Annotated in this window: 11 protein-coding genes; 4 read left to right on the forward strand and 7 right to left on the reverse strand. The window is 67.9% G+C overall.

Going from position 1 to position 14,129, the window contains the following annotated elements:
* Positions 1-7: 7 nt before the first annotated feature.
* From ACFQU1_RS20750 to ACFQU1_RS20765, 4 genes are read right to left on the reverse strand one after another with little or no spacing between them, the layout of a single operon-like run.
* Entirely contained in the window at positions 8-1,924 is a 1,917-nt protein-coding gene (locus tag ACFQU1_RS20750; protein WP_378136221.1) for a glycosyltransferase, read from the reverse strand.
* A complete protein-coding gene (locus ACFQU1_RS20755) occupies positions 1,921-3,060 on the reverse strand; it encodes a glycosyltransferase family 4 protein (RefSeq protein ID WP_378136223.1) in 1,140 nt (379 codons plus the stop codon). Before ACFQU1_RS20755 ends, ACFQU1_RS20750 begins: the two co-directional genes overlap by 4 nt.
* Positions 3,057-4,340 (reverse strand): glycosyltransferase, encoded by a 1,284-nt coding sequence (locus ACFQU1_RS20760; protein WP_378136225.1) that lies wholly within the window; start codon positions 4,338-4,340, stop codon positions 3,057-3,059. The genes ACFQU1_RS20755 and ACFQU1_RS20760 overlap by 4 nt, the downstream gene beginning before the upstream one ends.
* Positions 4,340-5,617 carry a glycosyltransferase family protein gene (locus ACFQU1_RS20765; protein WP_378136227.1) on the reverse strand — a complete coding sequence of 426 codons (1,278 nt, stop codon included), beginning with the start codon at positions 5,615-5,617 and terminating at the stop codon, positions 4,340-4,342. Before ACFQU1_RS20765 ends, ACFQU1_RS20760 begins: the two co-directional genes overlap by 1 nt.
* Positions 5,618-5,787: 170 nt before the next feature.
* Here ACFQU1_RS20765 and ACFQU1_RS20770 point away from each other — a divergent pair, with 170 nt between their 5' ends.
* Complete coding sequence (locus ACFQU1_RS20770; RefSeq protein ID WP_378136229.1) at positions 5,788-8,544, forward strand: ABC transporter transmembrane domain-containing protein; 2,757 nt, start codon at positions 5,788-5,790, stop codon at positions 8,542-8,544.
* Between the two features lie 21 nt (positions 8,545-8,565).
* Positions 8,566-9,009 carry a Crp/Fnr family transcriptional regulator gene (locus ACFQU1_RS20775; protein ID WP_378136231.1) on the forward strand — a complete coding sequence of 148 codons (444 nt, stop codon included), beginning with the start codon at positions 8,566-8,568 and terminating at the stop codon, positions 9,007-9,009.
* Between the two features lie 3 nt (positions 9,010-9,012).
* Here the strand turns inward: ACFQU1_RS20775 and ACFQU1_RS20780 are convergent, their stop codons facing one another.
* Positions 9,013-9,774 carry an FkbM family methyltransferase gene (locus ACFQU1_RS20780; protein WP_378136233.1) on the reverse strand — a complete coding sequence of 254 codons (762 nt, stop codon included), beginning with the start codon at positions 9,772-9,774 and terminating at the stop codon, positions 9,013-9,015.
* 201 nt (positions 9,775-9,975) lie between these two features.
* On the opposite strand from ACFQU1_RS20780, the gene ACFQU1_RS20785 reads away from it, so the two are divergent.
* Complete coding sequence (locus ACFQU1_RS20785) at positions 9,976-10,983, forward strand: asparaginase (RefSeq protein ID WP_378136235.1); 1,008 nt, start codon at positions 9,976-9,978, stop codon at positions 10,981-10,983.
* On the opposite strand, the gene ACFQU1_RS20790 is transcribed toward ACFQU1_RS20785, so the two are convergent.
* Positions 10,978-12,378, reverse strand: coding sequence for a TIGR03808 family TAT-translocated repetitive protein (locus ACFQU1_RS20790; RefSeq protein WP_378136237.1), 1,401 nt, complete (start codon positions 12,376-12,378; stop codon positions 10,978-10,980). The genes ACFQU1_RS20785 and ACFQU1_RS20790 overlap by 6 nt on opposite strands.
* Positions 12,379-12,527: 149 nt before the next feature.
* Between ACFQU1_RS20790 and ACFQU1_RS20795 the strand changes: the two genes are divergently transcribed.
* Positions 12,528-13,550 (forward strand): alpha/beta hydrolase, encoded by a 1,023-nt coding sequence (locus ACFQU1_RS20795; protein ID WP_378136239.1) that lies wholly within the window; start codon positions 12,528-12,530, stop codon positions 13,548-13,550.
* Between the two features lie 129 nt (positions 13,551-13,679).
* Here ACFQU1_RS20795 and ACFQU1_RS20800 read toward each other — a convergent pair whose 3' ends face one another.
* Positions 13,680-14,090 (reverse strand): DUF4332 domain-containing protein, encoded by a 411-nt coding sequence (locus tag ACFQU1_RS20800; protein WP_378136241.1) that lies wholly within the window; start codon positions 14,088-14,090, stop codon positions 13,680-13,682.
* Positions 14,091-14,129 lie beyond the last annotated feature (39 nt).

Genomic DNA, 14,129 nt, shown 5'->3' on the forward strand with positions numbered 1-14,129 from the left:
CGACCCTTTAGACCGGTCGGGCGAGGAAAATCTCGGCTGCGGAGAGCGGGCGTACCGCCGGGGCGGCGAGGAAGTGTTCGAGCAGGCGCTCGCAGAAACCCCAGACGATCTCGTCCTGGACGAGGTGATGGGTGAGGAGGCCGACGGGCGCCTCGGCCGGCGCGTCTGCGACATGGGCGGTGAGGCGGGCGAGAAGCTCCCCTTCGTCCGCGAGCCCGCGCCCGCCATGCCAATCGATGGGATCGCAGTGGGTATTGGCGATCACGAGGTTCGGCGCGCCGCCCTGACGGCCGAAGGTGGACAGGCCGCGATAGCCGAGTTCCGGCAGAACCGGGACCAGCGCCGGCGATACCCGGTTCCACGGCGGCACGAAAACCGGCACGAGCTGCTCCCCAAAGCCCGCCCGCAGGATCGAGAGGGCGGCGCTTGCGTCCGCCACTAGCGCGGCGAGGGGTCGATGCGGCCCGAACTCGGCCTTTTTCTCGCCCAGCGTTGCATGATTCTCGTGGCGAAGCCCGTGGACGAGCAAATCGACGGCCGGCTCGCCCTTCAGCCGCTCGGCCAGGGCAGGTTGCGCGGCAGCCGGGATCACGGCGAGCGCGAGCGGCAGGTGATAGCCCCTGGCCATGACGAGGAGGCGGTCGAGAGCTGGCGTCGGCGCGATGGCGTCGTCGTCGCGCCACCAGAAGCGAAGCGGCTGGCCGGCATCGGCGCGGGCCTTGAGCGCATCGTCGAGTTTTTGCCAGGCGCCGCTGCGCGCACCCTTGGCCCGTTGCGGGGCGCCACTGCCGGCTGCGATCGCCTCGATGAGCGTCACGCTGCGGGCGAGCCCCTGGCGGTCGATGGATGCGGCCGGCGGCGGCGGGGCCGCGAGTGCAGCGCGTATGGCGGCCGCCAAGGCCTCGGGGCTGAGGTCGGCCTGGGGAACGAGTGTCAACAGCCCCTCGCGGGCGAAGCGTTCGGCACGCAGCCGCTGCTCGGTCTCGCCTGCCTCCTCGAAGGGCACGACGACAGCGCGTGTGCCGGCGCGCAACAGGTCGACGGCGGTATTGTAGCCGAACTGGCTCACCGCGACGGCAGCCTGGCCGAGCAGCGCCGGAAAATCCGGCCGCGCGCGCTCGACCGTGACATGGGCTGGGGCATCGGCGCGGAGGTCGAGGAAATCGTTCTCGCTGACCCCGGCCCCGACCAGAATCCGCCAGCGGCGACCGGCGATCTCGCGTGCCGCGGCCACGGCGCTGCGGTAGAGCGGCAGGGAGGCGGCGCTGCCGCCGCCGGAGACGAGGATTTCGCCCGCTCCACCGGCTCCGGCGATTTCGGCCGCACGCCCATCGTCGATATAGCCGGTGTAGCGGAGGAGGGGGCGTAGGTCGTCGGCGATGGGCCAGCTCGCCTCGAGCGGCAGCACGGCTGGATCGCCATGCACGAGCACGGCGTCGTAAAAGGCGCGGAGGATGTCATGCGTCTCGGCGATGCGCTCCCGCTTCGACGAGGCGACCAGCACGTCGCGCACCGAGGCGAGCACGGCCGGGCGCGGGTTCATGCGCCTCGCCGCCGCAACGAGAGCGTGATTTTCCGCGGCGAGCGCCCGCCGCCCGAAGGGATAGAGCTCGGTGATCACCACCTTCGGCCGCGCCGTTTCGAGCGCGGCGAGAAGCGCCTCGCGCCGGCCCGCGAGATAGCTGGGCGAGGCGAGCTCCCCGTCCGGACTCAGAAGGCGCGAGAAGGCCGTGCCGGCGACCTTCACCGGCGGCAGCTGCACGAGGCGCACGTCGCCGGCCGCGAGCAGCGGCGAGGGCAGGCCGCCCGAGACGAGCGTGACCTCGTGACCCGCTTCCGCCAGGGCCCGCGCGATCGTCGCGGCGCGGTTCAAATGCCCCACGCCGAGGAGATGTGTGACGCTGAGGAGGACGCGGAGGCTCATGGTGCCCATGCCGTCGCGACGAACCGGGCCGCAACCAGCGGCGACAGGGTCTCGCGCAGGATCGCGGCCGCCCCTTCGAGCGACCGTTCCTGCCTGACGAAAGCGGCCGCAGTCCGGCCCATGACGCTACGGCGCTCGGGTGCGCCGAGAAGCGCGGCGACCGCCGCCGCAAAGGCGTCGACATCGCCCGGCGGCGTCAGAATGCCGGTCTCGCCGTCCTTTACGACGCCGGGGACGCCGCCGAAGGCCCCCGCGATCACGGGGCAGCCGGTGGCCTCAGCCTCCAGAAAGACCATGCCATAGGCCTCGTTGACCGCGGGCCAGACGAAAAGATCGGCCTTCGCATAGATCCTCGCGAGCACGGCCGGATCATCGACGGCGCTGGTCATCATCACGCGCTCGCCGAAGGGCGCGAACAGCCTCTCGACCTCGATCCGGGCCGGGCCGTCGCCGACGATCGTGAGGCGCCAGGGCAGGGGGGCGATCCGTTCCAGTGCGGCGGCGAGCAGGCGATAGCTCGCCAGTTTGTCGCCAGCCCGCATCATCGCCACCGTGAGAAGCTGCGGCTCATCGTTATCTCGGCGCGGATCGCGGGCGGCACAGTCGCCGGTCTCGATGAAGGGTGGCAGATTCGCGAGGCTCTGACCCGAAGGACGTGCCACTTCCAGGGCCGGCCTGTCGACCGCCGCCATCACGAAAACGATCTCGGCGGCATCGAGCGCGGCCTCCGTGCCGCGATGGCCGACGGCCCAGGGACCGCCGGCGCGTTTCGGCGCGCGCGTGCCCTCGGCCACGACATAGGGAATGCCGAGGGCGGCCGCGACCCGCGGGCCGATCCAGTCGGGCGCCTTGTAATAAACGTGGTAGGTGAAAAAGAGCCGCGGCCGTGCTTGCGCCGGTGCGGCCCGCCAGCGGACGATGAGGCGTTCGGCTTCGGCCTCGGCCGCCGCCTGCAGGGCGCGCTGCCGCTCTAGGTTGCCCGCGCCGTCGTAGCTTGTGAGGCGGCTCGCGAGCTCAGGCGCAAAGCCGGCCTCCGCGAGCGCTCTCATCAGAAGCTGCGCCATCCGTCGGTCGCCGGAGGGAACGGGATGATCCGGCGGCTTCAGCGGCGCATAGAAGGCGACCGGGATCGTCATTCCGCCATCGCTTCCTCCGTCGAGCCGGGCGCCGTCACCGCCGGGGACTGGCCGAGCGCCGCCTTCAGCTTCGCCGCGATGACGTCGATGCCGGCCTCCATCGAGAAGTCGCGCGTCAGCCGCTCGGCCGCAGCCGCCCCCAGCGCGGCGCGCTGGGCGGGGGCGCGGGCGAGCAGATTGATGGCATTGGCGAGGAGATCCCAGCGGCCGGGCGGCACGAGAACGCCCTCGCGCCCATCGCGGATGAATTCGGGAATGCCGGCGAAATCGCTGGCGATGATGGCGAGTCGCTGGCTCGCCGCCTCCATGATGACATTGGGTAGCCCGTCGCGATCGCCGGACGTCCCCTCCTTGGCCGGCAGCACGAAGAGATCGGCGTCGCGCATCAGCGTGATGATGTCCGGCTGCGCCTTGGGCCCGAGAAACACCACCTTTCCGGCGATCCCTTCCTGGGCGGCCTGCCGCTTCAAGGCGGGCAGCAATTCGCCGCCGCCGACATGGGCGAGCCGCCAATGCAGCCCGTCCGGCAGGGCCGCGAGTGCTGCAAGCAGGTCGTCGAAGCCCTTTTTCGCCACAGCCCGGCCCACGGTGACGAGGCGCAGGGGATCGGCGGGATCGGCGCCGTCGCGGAGCGGCCGTTCCGGCGGTGCGGGAAAGCGGCTCAGGTCGAGGCCGTGGTAGACGAGGGCGAGCCGTGCCTCCGCCTCCGGCGAGAGGTCGGTGAGACGTGCCTGACCGCCGCGCGTGCAGGTGACGCCCCAGAGACTGTCGGCGATCTTCTCGGTCAGTTCCCAGCCGGGCGTCGTCCAGATGTCCTTCGCATGGGCGGAGAAGCTCCAACTGAGCCCGCGCAGCATCGCCGCATAGCGCACGACCGAGGCCGGGGTGTGCAGGTAGTGCACATGGAGATGCCGGACATGGGCCGGCATCTCGCGCGCCAGCACGAAGGCCTGGCCAAGCCGGCGGCCGCGGTTCGGCGTCAAGTCGCGCTTCAGGTCGCGCCAGAAGGACGCCAGCATCGGCCAGGCGGACGGCTGACGCAGGCCCCACAGCACCCCCTTCAACACCCGCAGGGGCTCCTGGTAGAGATATTCCGGCAGGTAATGCGCCTTCGCCCGGATCTGCCTGTGCATGGGATGCACGGCCTTCTCGGTGGGATGGCGGAGCGACCAGATGTCAAGCGCCAGCCCACGCGCTTCGAGCGCCAGGATCTCCTGGGCGATGAAGGTCTCCGAAAGGCGCGGATAGCCCTTCACGACCACCGCGACGGACGGCTGCATCACTCGGCGGCCTGGCGCACAAGAGGTTCCGGACGCTCTTCGAGCCAGGCCGCGAACCGGCGCTGGATGACGTCGAGCCCACCGAGAAGCCCCGGTACGACGACGTCCGAGGGACGCTTCTGATGGGGAAGCTCGGAAATGGCGCGCGCCATGCATTCGGCGCTGCCGTCGCCCTGCACGAGCATGCGCAGCAGGCCGAGCCGCTCCGCCTGGGCCGCACGGATATATTGTTCGAGCCGCGGCGACATGCGCGGCACGATCAGCGCCGGCTTGTCGAGCGAAAGGAGCTCGCAGAAGGTGTTGTAGCCACCCATGGCGACGACGGCCGCAGCGCGGTCCATGAGGAGCTCGAGCTTCGAATCGAAGGTGATCGCGGCGAGTTTCGGATGCCGCGCGATGCGCGCCATGAAGCTGCGCCGCCGCTCGCGGTTGATGAAGGGGCCGAATACGATGAGCGCCGGGATATCCGGGCAAGAAGGCGATTCATAGGCGGCGATGGTCCAGTCGATGAGGTCGTCGCCGTCGCCGCCACCGCCCGTGGTGACCAGCACGAAGGGGCCGCGGGTGATCTTGGGGTAGTTCGTCAGGCCAGCTTCGCGCGGCAGCCCGCGGCGCAGATAGCCGGTGTAGAGGATGCGGCTCTCGACCTCCGGCGATAGTGGCAGGCAGGCGAGGGGCTCGTAGAATTCCTTGAGCCCATAGACCCAGATTTCGTCATAGAAGGCGGCGAGCGCCTCGAGCGCGCCCTTGCGCTCCCACTCGGGTTTCAGGAGCGCCGGCTCGTCCATGACATCGCGGATGCCGAGGACGAGGCGCGAGCCATGCCGCTTCAGAATGTCGAGCGCCGGCAGGATTTCGCCGCGAAAGCCGGTCGGCTCCTTGTCGACGATGACGAGATCGGGGCGGAATGTCTCAGCCGTCTGGGCGATGATCGCTGCCCTCAGCCGCGTTGTCTCCTCGATCCCGATATTGAGATTGAGGCTGCGATAGTCGCCATTGCGCAGTTTGACGACGCCGGGAACGCGCACATGGTCGACCCCCGGCCCGAACTCGAAATTGCCGATGACGGGCGAGCCTGAGATGATCACGACCGAGACGCCCGGCGTGTTGGCCGCGAGCGCGTTGGCAATTGCGCGCGAACGCCTGAGATGCCCCAGCCCGAAGGTATCGTGGCTGTAAATGAGCACACGGGCGCGCTCGCACGCGACCTCCTCCGGGAGGTCGCGCGCCAGAGCGTCGGCGCTGGCTACCCCGTCGTCGAAAAACGCTGCCGACATGGCAGCCTCCCGGCCCGTTGATCTCACGACCGGTGAGTTATGGAGTGTTTCGCCCGGTCCGTCCATCCGTCGAAAGGCTTGGAATGCCATTGTGGGGCGGGAACCCGGGACTAGCATCCGATGGTCGAACGTCCTATCTCTGCCGTTGCGTCGCAATACGGGCCGGATGCGTGGACAAAAGCCTTTTCCGCTATATCTGGAAGTTCTCCCAACGCGATCAGCTCGTCATTTTCGCGGTCATCATCGCGTCGCTACCTTTCTACTTTTGGTCGCTCGACCTGCCGAAGCGGATCGTCAACGACGTCATCCAGGCCGGCGCCTTCAAGGACGGCAAGACGAGCGCGGTCTTCATGGAGATCGGCTTCACGCCGCCCGCGTTCCTGGGCGGAGGGCCGCATGTCGTTCTCTTCCACGGCTTCACCGTCGATCAGCTCGGGCTGCTGTTCGGCCTCTCCAGCCTTTTTCTGCTGCTCGTCCTGATCAACGGGGCGTTCAAATACTGGATCAACGTGGCCAAAGGCGCGCTGGGCGAACGCATGCTCCGGCGCCTGCGCTTCGACCTCTTCGCCTTAACCCTGCGCTTCACGCCGGACACGCTGCGCACCGTCAAATCGTCCGAGACCGCCACGATCATCAAGGATGAGGTCGAGCCGATCGGCGGCTTCATCGGCGACGCCTTCGTCCAGCCGCTGCTGCTGGGCACCCAGGCGGCGACGGCGATGGCCTTCATCATGATGCAGAATATATGGCTCGGGCTGCTCGCCGGGGGCGTGGTCGGCGTGCAGTTCACCGTTATTCCGCGCATGCGCCGCGTCCAGCTGAGGCTTGGCAAGCTGCGTCAGATCGCCTCGCGGCGCCTCGCCGGGCGCATCGGCGAGATCGTCGACGGCATGGAGGCGGTGCATGTGCACAACACGACCCGCTGGGAGCGGGCCGAGATCGCCGAGCGGCTCTATTATCTCTTTGACCTGCGTTTCCGCATCTACAAGTGGAAATTCATGGTCAAGTTTCTCAACAACCTTCTCGCGCAGATCACGCCCTTCTTCTTCTACATGGTGGGTGGCTATCTCGCGCTGAAGGGGCGCCTCGACATCGGCCAGCTGGTGGCGGTGATCGGCGCCTATCGGGATTTGCCGCCGCCCCTGAAAGAGCTGATCGATTGGGACCAGCAGCGGCTCGATGTGCAGATCAAATACGACCAGATCATCCAGCAGTTCATCCCGGAGCGGCTTCTGCCGCAGGACGCGATCGACGCGCCCCTCGAGGAGGTGCCCTCGCTGCGTGGGCCTGCCAAGTTGAAGGACCTCCATGTCACGGACGTCCACGGCAGCGTTCTTCTCGACGGCGTGACGTTCGAGTGGCCCTATCCAGCTCGGGTGGCCCTGATGGGGGATGCGGGCCTGGCGCCGAGCGTCGCCGCCCGCGTGCTCGCGCGCCGCATCGTCGACTATACCGGATCGGCCAAGATCGCCGGGCTCGAACTGTCGCAACTGCCCGATCCCATCGTCGGGCGGCGGATCGGCTATATGGGCAGCGAAGCCGTGCTGTTCCCCGGCAGCTTGCGCGACAATCTCGTTTACGGCTTGCGCTACCAGCCGAACGGAACGACGCGTGACGAAGACAAGACCGAGGAGATCAGGAGACGCGAGGCCGAGCGCACCGGCAATCCGCTGGATCGTCCGGACGACGATTGGGTCGATTACGAGGCGGCCGGCGTCAGCGGGCCGGACGAGCTCGACGCGAGACTGATCGAGACGCTGACGCTGCTCGAACTCGCCGATGACGTCTACCGCTTCGGCCTCTCGGGGCTCGTCGATGTCGAACGTCAGCCGGAGCTCGCCGACGATGTCGTCAAGGCGCGCCGTCTCCTGCGTGAAAAGCTGCACGAGCACGGACTCGAGCGTCTCGTCGAGCCCTTCGACCAGAACCGCTACAACCGGCAGGCATCGATCGGCGAGAACCTCCTGTTCGGCGCATCCATCGCGTCGACCTTCACGGGCCGTGGGCTCATCGCCAATCCCTTGCTGCGCCAGACCCTCGACAGCGAGGGCCTGACCGATGACCTGATCGAACTCGGCGCGCGCATCGCCGAGACGATGACCGAGATCTTCCGCGATCTGCCACCCGGCCATCCCCTGTTCGACCAGTTCTCCTTCATCGCGGCCGAAGACGTGCAGGACTATGAGGAGATCCTGCGACGGCGGTCGGCGCGCGGCACGGGCGCGCTCAACCGCGAGCAGCGCAGCCGGCTGCTGGCGCTCCCGCTCGACTATATCGAGCCGCGCCATCGCCTCGGCTTCCTCGACGACAATCTGCGTGACCGCATCGTGGCGGCGCGACAAGTGCTGCGCGACCATCTGCTCGGCAGCATCTTCGCGGCCGATCTCGCCCTCTATGATCCGGATAAGCTGTGCCGCGCGGCGCCGCTGCGTGACAATCTCCTGTTCGGCCGGGTCGCCCATGACATTGCCGATGCGCAGGCGCGCGTCAGCAGCCTGATCGCAGAGGTCGTGGACGAGCTCGGCCTGCGCGAGGCCATCGAGATCGTCGGCCTCGATTATCAGGTCGGCCCGGCCGGACGGCTGCTGACGCCGCAGCAGCGGGCGGGCATCAGCCTCGCCCGATGCATCGTCAAGCGGCCGGATTACCTGATCCTGGACGGTGCATTGGCGGCCTATGGCGAAGCGCAGGCGCGCCGGCTGCTCGGGCGCTTACTCGACAGTCATCGCGATCGGTGTATCGTCGTGGTCATGCGGCAGGTGCGCACTGTCGAGGACTTCGACGTCATCGTCGAGTTCGAGGGAGACAAGGCGCGCGTGACGCGCATGCCGGAGGCGGCAGAGACCGTCCCGGCCGAGGCTGCGGACTCCGAAAAGGAGCCCGCGGCTGCTGATGAAAACGGACGTCGGGTGTCCGGTGGCAGGTAGGGGAACCGTGGTAAGACAATCATGACGCTGGAATCGGAAGTTCAATCCCTTCGCCAGGTGCCCATGTTCCGGGAAATCGACCCGGCGCGGCTGAAGCTCCTGGCTTTCACCAGCGAACGGGTGGGCTTTGCATCCGGTCAGCGCTTCTTCAGCCAGGGCGATGCCTCGGACGCCGCCTATGTCATCCTGTCGGGGCGCGCCCATGTGGTCCTCGATCTGCCGACGGGCGCCTTCAAGATCGCCGATCTCGGCACCAACGACATCGTCGGCGAGATGGGCATCCTTTCGGAAACGCCGCGCTCCGCGAGCGTCGTGGCCGAGGGAGAAGTCACGGCGCTCAGGATCGACAAGCGGGTTTTTCTCGAGCTTCTCGGCCAATTTCCGCAGATGTCGATCGCCGTGATGCGCGAACTCGCCAAGCGCCTCGAGCGCACCAATGCCCGTCTCGCCGAAAGCTCGACCTGAGCGTCAGGTCCTGGTGAGGAGCCATTCACCGTCCGGATAGGCGGTGCCGGCCGTCAGTTCCCGTGTGTTCTGGGGTTCGCCCGCGCCGGCATCGCCGATGCGGCGGGCCTGCCAGCCGGCGAAGGGCGCAAGTGCCGCACGGGAGAGGGCAGCGAGACTGTCCTGCGGCCGCGCCTCCGAGACAATCTGTGGATGGAACGACACGACCACCATTGCCGCGGGACGGGCGACGAGCGGCGCCAGCACCGGCAGAAGCTGATATTCCCCACCTTCGATATCCATCTTGATCACCGGCCGCTCCCGCGGCTTCACCATCGCGGCCAGTTCCGCCGGCGTCACCGTCTCGGCCGACCAGGTAACTGATGCCTCTGCCGCCAGGAGCGTGCTCGACATGGAGTCGCCGGGCTTCCGGCGCGCTCCGAAGGACACCGTGCCAGCTTGGGCATGCACCGCCCGCTCGAGCACCGTGATGCGATCGGCGAGCGTCGGATTGGCCGCGATATTCCGCCGCAAGGCGGTGAGGGCGGCGGGATCGGCTTCCACCGCGATCACCCGCGCGCCGCAGGCGGCGGCAAAGAGGCTCGTCGGCCCGATCCACGCGCCGAGATCAAGGAAGAGGGTGTCCGGTCCAAGCACTGCGGCCATGACGGCGAGCGTGCCGGGCTCCCATCGGCCCGCATCGGCCTTCTGCCAGAAGGTCGGGTAATCGTCGGCGACAGTGATGGCTGCCCCGCCGAGCCGGACGACGCGAGCAGTCTGGTCCATGGCCTCTACCGTCGGTCGAGTCTGATGGTCGCGCATGGGCCGACTGTAACCGGCAGCCGCGGCGCCGCAAGCATGGCTGATGCCGAGCCCCGAGAACTTGCCCCGAGAACTTGCCACAAGAACTCGCCGCGAGGGTTTTGCCACGAGAGCCTGTTTTGACAAGCTGCAGCGGGCGCGGCAGAGATCGCGTGGAGGTGCCCGATGAGCGATCCCGTTCTCGTCAATGTCTTTCGCGGCCGGCAGGTCGAGTCCCGCCACCATGGCGCTGTCGCCGTGCTCGACGCCGACGGTGAGGTCCTCCTCGCGCTCGGCGATATCGACAGGCCGGTATTCCCACGCTCGGCCGTCAAGGCGATCCAGGCGCTGCCCTTGATCGAAAGCGGCGCCGCCGACCGCTTCGGGCTGACATCGGCGGAGCTTGCGCTTGCCTGTTCCTCCCATTCCGGGGAACAGCGCCACACCGACGCCGCGGCCAGCATGCTGGCGAAATCCGGCCACGACTTCACCTGTCTCGAATGCGGCGCCCATGCTCCCATGGCAGCGGAGGCCGCCGCCGATCTGCTGCGTCGGGGCATCGATCCCACGGCGATCCACAACAACTGTTCTGGCAAACATGCCGGCTTCGTCTGCCTGTCGACGGCTTTGGACGTGGATGTCGCCGGCTATGTCGGCCCCGACCATCCCGTCCAGCGGGAGGTGAAGGCGGCGCTCGAGGACCTGACCGGCGTGGCCCATACCGACGCCATCCGCGGGACTGACGGGTGTTCCATCCCGACCTACGCCGTGCCGCTGCGCTCGCTCGCGCTCGCCTTCGCGCGTTACGGCACGGGACAGGGCCTCGGCTCGGCGCGAGCCGAGGCCGCAGAACGGCTGCGGCGGGCGGTCGCCGCCAATCCCTTCATGATCGCCGGTACCGGGCGGCTCGACACGCGGCTCACGGAGCTTTTCGGCGAGCGGCTTTTCCTCAAGACCGGAGCCGAAGGCGTCTATTGCGCGGCGCTGCCGGAGATCGGGCTCGGCCTCGCCGTCAAATGCGAGGACGGCACCAAGCGCGCGGCCGAGGTCATCCTGGCGGCGCTCGTCGCCCGCTTCCTGCCGCTCGACACGGCTGGCGAGGCTGCACTTCAGCCGCTCGTCCGGCCGGCGCTCACCAACTGGCGCGGCATAGAGGTCGGCTCGCTCGCGCCGGCTGATGCGCTCGCCTCATGAGCCGACGGCATTGCCCTCGACCCGGATACCGGAGGCGCGTTCGTCCGGCGCCTTTGTCAGATCGCCGGTGACCGCTTCCTCGTAGCGGAAGCCGACGACCGCACCTTTGGTCGCCCCGGCGATCACGTTATTGGCGATAAGTGCGTTGCGGACCTCCGGCACGATGCTGACGGAAATCCCGACGGGTGAGCCGCGCACCATATTGCCGGTGACCGCGAGATTGCGCATCGCATAGGACCAGCCTGCGCTGATCCCGATGTCGGAGGCGCCTTCCACCGCATTGCCCGCGACGGCGGCTTCTGCCTCCACATGGATGCCGACCCCGCCGCCCGGCTTGCCCGTATAGGGCAGGGGACGGCGGGTCGTGTTGCGCACGAGATTGCCGGAGCAGACGGCAAGCCGCCCGCCGTAGTCGAAATTCGTGATGGAGATGCCCGTCGCGGCATCGTCGATCACGTTATTGGCGATGATGGCGCCCTGGAAGGCGAATTCCGAATAAATCGCCATCTCGCCGGAGCGGGTGCAGCTATTGCCGATCATCTGGCAGTTCGCGCCGGAATTGTTGCGGATGGCCGTCAGGGCGCAATCGCGCACCACATTGCCCTCAATGAGCACGCCGCCTGCCCGGAAGACGCTGATGCCATTGCCGTTCTGGCCCGTGCCGCCGGCATCGAAGTGAATGTCGGAGACGCGGTTGCCGCGCACGATCGTGCGGTCTTCGCCGGCTGCCGAGCGCCAGATCTGGATGCCGTTGTTGCGGCAGGTCGCCACGACATTGTCGAGGATCGCAAGCCCGGTTGCGTCCAGTGTGAACAGTGCCGAAGACCCCATGTCGGTGAAGCGGCACCCGGTGACCTCTCCGCCGCTGCGCCGCATCACGAGGCCCGTGTCGCCGGCGGCCGTCAGCACGCAGCCGTCGATCACCGCATCGGCGGTGTCCTCCATCTCGGCGAGCCCGCGTCCGTCGGCGACCCGCCGCGCCATGCCGTCGAGAATGAGCGATTGCAGCCGCAGGCGCTTCAGGCCGCCGGCGGTGAGGATCGGGCCGTCGCCGGCTTGAACGAGACGCGCCTGATCGCCGAGCCCGATGAGCACGGTGCCGTCCATGAGTGGCACGGCGCTTGCGCGGTACCGTCCGGGGGGCAGCACCAGCGGTGCCTGCCGCCGCGCCGCCGCGACGATCGCCCGCCCGAGTGCCGCGCTCTGGTCGTCGGGGCTTCCCGGATTGAGACCGAAGGCCGTGGCGTCGAGCCCGAGATTGCCGGCCGGGCCGTTCGCGGGGCGGGACCTCCCGCGGTCCTGGGCAATGGCCGGCGCGATCCCGAGCGCGGCTGCGCCCAGAGTGGCAGCCCCCCCGGCGGCGCGGACGAGAACGGCGCGTCGGCTTTCATCCATGGTGGTCTCCCTCCGGCGGGTGCATTTGCGGCTTTGCTGCCATATCAGCGATGAAAAGCGAAGGGAAAGAGGTGGCGGCCCGTTACCGCCGCGCGATTGCCGCATTCGCCGAGCCTTATCAGCCCCCGTTTCATGGGTCGCCTGTCAACATGTCGTCCGATTCCAACATCTCCCGCCGTCTCTTCTTGCGTCTCGCCGCCGTCCAGGGCGGTGCATTGGCCTTGTCCGCCTGCGGCGGAGCCACGGCGGACTTTACGACCGCATCCGCCGGCGGTTCTCGGCGCGGCTTCATCGTCGACGCCGTTACCAACCGGAAGCCGGTGGACGGGGCCGATTCCTCGCCATGGTTCGGAAGCGAGCGCAGCGGTTCCGTGCGCGCGGTCAAGGTGGAGTTCGCGGCGCCGCCGACCTCCTTGTTCGGTCGGGCATCGGCCAGTCTGACCGGCCGCTGGCAGATCTCCGGCGTGGAGCCGAACGGCTCTCCGGATCCGATCGCCGGTATTGCCGCACGCGCCACGGGTCGCGACGTTCTGCTCTACATTCACGGCTACAACGAGTCCTTCGAGTCGGCCGTCATCAGCGCCGCCGAATTGTCCACCGGCATCAAGTTCCAGGGCCTGACGGTTGCCTTTTGCTGGCCCTCGAAGAGCGGTCTGCTCGACTATGTGTATGACCGCGAGAGCGCGCTGTGGTCCCGCGATGCGCTGCAGGACCTGCTCGAAGCGCTCGTGCGCAACGGCTCCATCGGCCGGGTGCATATCGTGGCGCACAGCATGGGCGGGCTGCTCCTTCTGGAGACGCTGCGCCAGATCTGGGCGATCGGCACCGCCGACATGGCAAGCCATTTCGGCGCCATCGTCTTTGCCGCGCCGGATGTGGACGTCGATCTCTTCGCGGCGAGCTTGAAGCGCATCGGCCCGCTTGCGCAGCACATCACCGTCATCACCTCGGCCGACGATCGCGCCCTCGGCGTTTCCCGGCGACTGGCGGGTGGCATCGCGCGTGTCGGTGGCGCTGATCGCACCATCCTGGAGCCGCTCGGGGTCAAAGTGGTCGACGCCACCGGCTACGGCTGGGGTGTGATCGGCCACGATGTCTTCTTGTCGAACAACGATGTGCGCGCCGTGATCGCCCGCGAGATCGAGCGCCACAGCGTCGTCGCGTCGAGGTAGCGCGCCCAAAGATAGAGCTCCCCAGACAAGTTGGGGTGACCCCAACTTGTCCATTTCGAGGCTATTCGTGCCCGCCGCCCCCTCCTTGAAGGGGGACCGGACGGCCATCGCTCGACGCGATCTGCGCTCTCAGTAGACCATCATGGGCGAGAGGCCCTTGGCCTGCTCGATCCAGCCCGCGACGACCGTCTCGGGCGGAAGAGCGCGGACGAGCTTTCTCTTCTCGTTCGCGGCGGCGAGCGCCAGGGTGAGATTGGCGGGGTTACGGTGCTTGAGCTCGTTGACCGTGTCGACGCCCGCGGCTTCGAGCAGCTCGGAATATTCCTCGCCGACGCCCCTGACGCGCATCAGATCGGCCATGTTGGCCCATTTGAGCACACGGCTTTCCTCGATCCCGGTGGTGGCCGCAAGTTCCTTGCGTCCTTTCGGATCCTTACCCCGTTCGAGCAGTTCGTCGGTGGTCTTGATCCCGACCTTCATGAGCTTTTCCGCCATGAGGGTGCCGACACCTTCGATCGAGATAATGGGATAAGATGCCATTCTTTCCTCCGCCTTTCGGCCTCGACGGGAATGTCGAGG

This window comes from Chelatococcus sp. GCM10030263, assembly GCF_042666455.1.
Taxonomy (GTDB): domain Bacteria; phylum Pseudomonadota; class Alphaproteobacteria; order Rhizobiales; family Beijerinckiaceae; genus Chelatococcus.